Raw genomic sequence first — 6,243 nt, forward strand, 5'->3', positions numbered from 1 at the left:
GATACATCCCACATGTTGATCCGCGGGTTGAGCATCGTGGCCACGCCCTCGACCATCACCATCGTCTTTTGCAGCAGCAGCAGATGCGGCTGGGTCTGCATGTCGAAGTCGCGGGTGATCGCAAACAGTCCGTCGAGCATCTGCCCGACCGACAGCTCGCTCACCGGTTTTCCGCGCATCGGCTCGCCGACCGCGCGCAGCGCCGTCGCGAATTCCTCGACGCTGTGATAGTCGGGGACATATTGCGCCTCGAAATGGATTTCGGCGACGCGGCGGTAATTGCCTGTGGTCAGCCCATAGAGGATCTCGGCGAGCCAGTAGCGCGCCTGCCGGTTGATCCGCCCCATGATACCGAAATCGACCGCCGCGATCGTCCCGTCGGCCTTCACGAACAAATTGCCCTGGTGCATGTCGGCGTGGAAGAACCCCTCGGCGATCGCCTGCCGCAGAAAGGCGTGGACCAGATTGGTCGCCAGCTTTTCCATATCGTGCCCCGCCGCGACCAGCGCCTCGCGGTGCGAAATCTTGATCCCGTCGATCCAGTCGAGCGTCATGACGCGCGACGCGGTGCGGTCCCAGTCGATCGCGGGCACTTCGTAGGTCGGCTCGGCCGCCATTGCCTCGCGCAGTTCGGACGCCGACGCCGCTTCGCGGCGCAGGTCGAGCTCGCGCAGCGTCCAGCGGCGGAAATTGGCGATCACCTGCCGCGGCCGCAGCCGTGCGGCTTCGCCGCCCAGTGCCTCGAGGTGCGCGGCGGCCCATTCATAGGTTTCGATGTCGCGCGCGAACTGCTTGTCGATGCCGGGGCGGCGAACCTTGACCGCGACCTGCCGGCCGTCGGTGGTCACCGCGCGGTGAACCTGCGCGATCGAGGCCGAACCGACGGGTTCGGGATCGAATTCGCTGTACAGGCTTTCGAGCGGTGCCTCGAACGTCGCCTCGATCTCGGCACGGATGCGGGCAAAGGCCACGGGCGCGAGCGCGTCCTGCAGGGTCAGCAGGTTGCGCGCCGCCTCTTCGCCGACCAGATCGGGACGCGTCGCGAGCGTCTGGCCCAGCTTGACCGCCGCCGGCCCGATCGCCTGGAAGGCGGCGGCATAATCGGGCACCTTGGGCTGGATCGTGCCAAGCCGTGCGATGCGGCACAGCCGCTTGACCCCCGGCGGCGTCTGCGGCGCGGTCTCGATCCCGCGCAGCGCGCCGTGGCGCGCCAGGATGCGGCCCCACTTCAGCAGGCGGGCAATATGGGTGACGGGTCGGGTCACCTTGGCTCCCCTCCCGCTTGCGGGAGGGGGTGGGGGTGGGCCAGCAACGGCGACGTTGCCCACCCCGCTGCGACTAGCCAGTAAGCTGGCAAGTCTCGCTGCCCCTCCCGCGAGCGGGAGGGGGTGGTTTCGCTTACCGATCTCACGCCTTCCACCCGCTATGGATCGCGACCAGTCCGCCCAGAATCGGTTCGACCTTCACCGCGGTAAAGCCCGCATCGCGAATCATCTGCGCAAAACGCGGCATCGGCGGGAAGCGGCGGATCGATTCGATCAGATAGCGATAGCTGTCTTCATCGTCGGCGATCAGCTTGCCGAGCTTGGGCACCAGATGGTGCGAATAGGCGTCATAGACCTGCGCAAAGCCGGGCCATTCGTTGGTCGAAAATTCGAGGCAGAAAAAGCGCCCGCCATAGCGCAGAACGCGGTGCGCCTCTTTCAGCGCGGCGGGAATGTCGGTCACGTTGCGGATGCCGAAGGCGATCGTATAGGCGTCGAAAAACTGGTCGGGAAAGCTCAGCTTTTCGGCATTTTGTTCGGACCATACCAGCGTGTCGATGCCGCGCTCCGCCGCGCGTTCCATGCCGACGCCCAGCATGTCGGGATTGATATCGGCGACCGTGATGCTCGCGCCCGACGGCTCCATGCGAAAGGCGATGTCGCCCGTGCCGCCCGCCATGTCGAGGATCGCTTCGCCCGCGCGCGGCTTGACGCGCCGGACAAAGCGGTCCTTCCACAGCCGGTGCATCCCGCCCGACATCGCGTCGTTCATGATGTCATATTTGCGCGCAACGCGGCTGAACACCTCGCCGACCATCGCGGTCTTCGCGGTCGCCGGGACCTGTTCATAGCCGAAGCTGACGGTGTCGGGGGTGGTCATCGGGTGCGCGCCTTTGCGGGGAAAGCCTGTTTCAGCAGCGCCTTTAGCCGGGCCTTGCCGCGCGCGCAAATGCCAGATACCGCTGGCGCGAAATGCCCGAGCTTCCCGAAGTCGAAACCACCGTGCGCGGCCTCGCGCCCTTTCTCGAGGGGCAGCGGCTCGTCACGGTCAGCACCTTCCGCCCCGATCTGCGGCGCCCCTTTCCCGCCGATCTTGCGCAGCGGCTGACCGGGGCGACGGTCACCCATCTCGCGCGGCGCGCTAAATATGGCATCGTCTCGACCGACCGCGACGACCATATGATCTTCCATCTCGGCATGTCGGGGCGCTGGCGCACCGAGGGCGGCGAGGCGGGCAAGCACGATCATCTGCTGCTCGAAACCGGCGCCGGACACCGCCTGTTCCTCCATGATCCGCGGCGGTTCGGGTCGGTCGATCTTGTGAATGGCGACCCGCTCGCGATCTTTCCCGCTTTCGTCACGCTGGGGCCGGAGCCGCTGTCGGACGATTTCGACGCCGCCTATCTGGCCAGCGCGCTCGCCGGCCGCCGCGCGCCGATCAAGGCGATGCTGCTCGACCAGACGATCGTCGCGGGACTCGGCAACATCTATGTGTGCGAGGCGCTCAACATGGCGCGAATCGCGCCGACCCGCGCCGCGGCCGACGTGTCGCGGGCAAAGCTCGGCGCACTGGTGCCGGCGATCAAGGCGGTGCTGGCGGCGGCGATCGCTGCCGGCGGTTCGACCTTGCGCGATTTCCTCAGTCCCGAAGGCGACCTCGGCTATTTCGCCAAGGATTGGCGCGTCTATGGCCGCGAGGGCGAGCGCTGCGAATGCGGCGGCACGATCGTGCGGATCGTCCAGTCGGGGCGGTCCACCTTCTATTGCCCCAAATGCCAGCGGTGAGCGTGATCGGATGCCGCTTTTCCAGCGAAAAGCGTTGACCTTCGGAGGCATGCTGGCTATGGGCCCACCCTTCGAGCAGGGTCCGGTCAACCGGAACCGGCCGCATCCGGACATTGATTCGCCGTCCACGCGCGATTCGGCTGCTCCGCTGCTGCTGTGCTCCGACCGTTGAACCGATTGGATATTTTGAGGAACTTATGGCCAATACGCCGCAGGCAAAAAAGCGCATCCGTCGCAACAGCGCGCGCACGCTGATCAACAAGAATCGCGTGTCGCGCATCCGCACGCTCGTGAAGAAGGTCGAAAACGCGGTTGCCGCCGGCGACAAGGCCGCCGCGACTGCAGCGCTCGCAGCGGCGCAGCCCGAAATGGCGCGCGGCGTTGCCAAGGGCGTCCTCCACAAGAACACGGTTGCGCGCAAATATTCGCGCCTGACCAAGAGCGTGAACGCGATCGCCTGATCCGCGCACGCCGCACCGTCCCGAAAGGGCACAAAAAAGGACCCGCCGGCCAAGTGCCCGCGGGTCCTTTTTTGTTACAGCGCGATGGCAAAGCTGTTGCAGCGCGGTAAGTGACGGATTTATCGCGATTCGTTTACCATGACGTTTTCACGTCTCATTAAATATCTGAAAAATATAAGAAATATTGCCCTCCAACGCGTTTCCGCGCCCCCTTGCGAGTCAAGAATTTTATTTCAGATTTTTTACGCTCCGCACCCTTGATCGACTCGTCTCCCCCTGCCTAGAAAAAGGCGTCGTTGGCCTTCGCCGGCGGCCGCCACATCGACATGATTCGGAAAGCTTCGGGCTGCGCGCCCGGGACAGGATGCTTGCGCCCCGGCGTGGGCGCCCGGATCGGCATGTGGTGGGCTGCGGGGCGATCGGGCCGCCGTGGGGGCATATCGGGGGCATGGATTGTGGTGCAAAGCGGGGACAGGCGTGACGACAAGGCAGGCATGGAAGCGATGAACGCCGATGCCGCGACGCTTTGGCCGCGCGTGGCCGAAGGGCTGCGCCGCGATCTGGGCGTGCGCACCTTCGATCATTGGCTGAAGCCCGTCCGTTTCGCCGAATATTGCACCCTGTCGGGCGTCGTGACGCTGGAAACCGCGAGCCGCTTTTCGGCCAACTGGATCAACGAACGATTCGGCGAGCGCCTCGAACTGGCGTGGCGCCAGCTGCTGCCCGCGGTGCGCAGCGTGTCGGTGCGCGGCGGAGTCGCCGCTGCCGAGCGGGCGACCGTGCTCGCCTCGGCGCCGCTGCCGAGCTTCGAGGCGTCAGCACCGGCTGCCGTGCCCGCCGCCAATCCCGCGCTGCTCGGCTTCGATCCGCGGCTCTGTTTCGACCGCTTCGTCGTCGCGCGCTCGAACATTCTCGCCGCCAATGCGGCGCGGCGCATGGCGATGGTGGAAGCGCCGCAGTTCAACCCGCTCTATCTCTGCTCGGGTACCGGGCAGGGCAAGACGCATCTCCTGCAGGCGATCGCACAGGACTATGCCGCCGCGCACCCGACCGCGACCATCATTCTGATGTCGGCGGAAAAATTCATGCTCGAATTCGTCGGCGCGATGCGCGGCGGCGACATGATGGCGTTCAAGGCGCGGCTCCGCGCTGCCGACCTGCTGCTCCTCGACGATCTGCAGTTCGTGATCGGCAAGAATTCGACGCAGGAAGAGCTGCTCCACACGATCGACGACCTGATGACCGCGGGCAAGCGGCTCGTCGTCACCGCCGACCGGCCGCCCGCGATGCTCGACGGGGTCGAGGCGCGGCTGCTGTCGCGCCTGTCGGGCGGGCTTGTCGCCGATATCGAGGCGCCCGAGGACGATCTGCGCGAACGCATCATCCGCCAGCGCCTTGCCGCCATGCCGATGGTCGAAGTGCCCGACGACGTCGTCGCCTATCTGGTCCGCCATTTCACGCGCAACATCCGCGAACTCGAAGGCGCGCTCAACAAGCTGCTCGCCTATGCCGCGCTGACCGGCGCCAGGGTCGATCTGGCGCTCGCCGAAGATCGGCTCGCCGAAAATGTCCGCAGCGCGCGCCCGCGGATCACGATCGAGGAAATCCAGCGTGCGGTCTGTGCCCATTACCGCCTCGACAAGGCCGAAATGGCGTCGAAACGCCGCGTCCGCGCGGTCGCGCGCCCGCGCCAGGTCGCGATGTATCTCGCCAAGGAACTGACGCCGCGCTCCTATCCCGAGATCGGCCGCCGCTTTGGCGGACGCGACCATTCGACGGTGATCCACGCGGTCCGCACGGTCGAGGCGCTGCGCGTGACCGACAGCGAACTCGACGCCGAAATCGCCGCGATCCGGCGCAGCCTCAACAACTGATCCACAGACTTATACCGGGCTTATCCCCGGACTTTTGCCGGGATCGGCAGGCGCTTCGGCCGCCGCGAAACTGCGCCCATTTTTGACATCGGCATATCCTAGGGTCTTCACCCTACGGCGGCTTGACCGAAAGTTTCAGCTTGCTACTGATCGCGGGACATAAAGAAACCAAAAGCCCCTTGGAGAAGATGCCCGATGCACCCGTCTGTTCATGCTGCCAGTTCGCCCGACAAACCCGCGGTAATCGTCGCCGAAACCGGCGAGACGGTCAGCTATGCCGAACTCGACGCAGCGTCGAACCGCGCTGCGCAGCTGTTTCGCAGTCATAGGCTGAAGCATGACGATGTCGTTGCTTTCATGCTGGAAAACACGCCGCATTATTATGGGCTGACCTGGGGGGCACAGCGCGCGGGGCTGCGCTATGTCTGCATTTCGTCGCGGCTGACGCAGGACGAGACCGACTATATCCTTGAAAATTCGGGCGCGAAGATGCTCGTCGTCTCGGCCAGCCTCGCATCCGCGGCGCTCCAGCTCGAAACCCGGATCGAACGCTATTCGATGGGCGGTGCGATTGACGGATGGACCCGAATCGAGGACGCGCTGGCCGCGATGCCCGCGACGCGTATCGCCGACGAACGCGCCGGGGTCGACATGCTCTATTCGTCGGGGACGACCGGCCGGCCCAAGGGGGTCAAGGTGCCGCTCCCCGAAGAGGAGGAGATCGACGCGCCGAACAGTCTGGTGATGCTCGCTTCGGCCGCGTTCGGGATCAACGCCGACAGCATCTATCTTTCGCCCGCGCCGCTCTATCACGCCGCGCCGCTCCGCTGGTCGATGACGATCCACCGGCTTGGCGGC

Annotated in this window: 6 protein-coding genes; 4 read left to right on the forward strand and 2 right to left on the reverse strand. The window is 65.5% G+C overall.

Going from position 1 to position 6,243, the window contains the following annotated elements:
* A partial coding sequence (gene ubiB, locus ABS88_RS22705) for a 2-polyprenylphenol 6-hydroxylase (protein WP_286750665.1) occupies positions 1-1,265 on the reverse strand: 1,265 nt, incomplete at its 3' end.
* Between the two features lie 142 nt (positions 1,266-1,407).
* Positions 1,408-2,145: a class I SAM-dependent methyltransferase gene (locus tag ABS88_RS22710; protein ID WP_062764412.1), complete on the reverse strand. Its 738-nt coding sequence runs from the start codon at positions 2,143-2,145 to the stop codon at positions 1,408-1,410.
* 92 nt (positions 2,146-2,237) lie between these two features.
* Here ABS88_RS22710 and mutM point away from each other — a divergent pair, with 92 nt between their 5' ends.
* The 4 genes from mutM to ABS88_RS22730 form a co-directional block, all read left to right on the forward strand.
* Positions 2,238-3,050 (forward strand): bifunctional DNA-formamidopyrimidine glycosylase/DNA-(apurinic or apyrimidinic site) lyase, encoded by an 813-nt coding sequence (gene mutM, locus ABS88_RS22715; protein WP_086457445.1) that lies wholly within the window; start codon positions 2,238-2,240, stop codon positions 3,048-3,050.
* Positions 3,051-3,247: 197 nt separating this feature from the next.
* A complete protein-coding gene (rpsT, locus tag ABS88_RS22720; RefSeq protein ID WP_003048739.1) occupies positions 3,248-3,511 on the forward strand; it encodes a 30S ribosomal protein S20 in 264 nt (87 codons plus the stop codon).
* Between the two features lie 503 nt (positions 3,512-4,014).
* Positions 4,015-5,385, forward strand: coding sequence for a chromosomal replication initiator protein DnaA (gene dnaA, locus ABS88_RS22725; RefSeq protein ID WP_502686179.1), 1,371 nt, complete (start codon positions 4,015-4,017; stop codon positions 5,383-5,385).
* Between the two features lie 195 nt (positions 5,386-5,580).
* A partial coding sequence (locus ABS88_RS22730; RefSeq protein WP_286750667.1) for an AMP-binding protein occupies positions 5,581-6,243 on the forward strand: 663 nt, incomplete at its 3' end.

Source organism: Sphingopyxis sp. SCN 67-31 (genome assembly GCF_001725095.1).